General features: G+C 44.4%; 1 protein-coding gene. It reads left to right on the plus strand.

The window, feature by feature from the left end; translation table 11 throughout:
• Positions 1 to 243, plus strand: a 243-nt coding sequence (locus tag SB772_RS44760; RefSeq protein ID WP_410839120.1) for an aminotransferase class I/II-fold pyridoxal phosphate-dependent enzyme, incomplete at both ends; no start/stop codon positions are given.

The following is a 243-nucleotide window of genomic DNA, read 5'->3' on the forward strand; positions in this document are numbered from 1 at the left end:
GTGACAAGGTCGTGCAATGGCTCAATAAAGCTTCTGGAATAGAGTGCAACACGCCTTCAGGAGCTTTTTATGTATATGCCAATTGCACAGGGTTGCTGGGAAAAACCACTCCCAAAGGAAAACTTTTAGCCAATGATTTAGATGTAGCTTCCGCAATTTTAGAAGAGCGAAACGTTGCTACTGTCCCTGGTAGTGCGTTTGGTCTTAGTCCTTACATTCGCATCGCTTATGCGCTTGATGATG

The organism is Paraburkholderia sp. SIMBA_030, assembly GCF_046535245.1.
GTDB lineage: Bacteria > Pseudomonadota > Gammaproteobacteria > Burkholderiales > Burkholderiaceae > Paraburkholderia.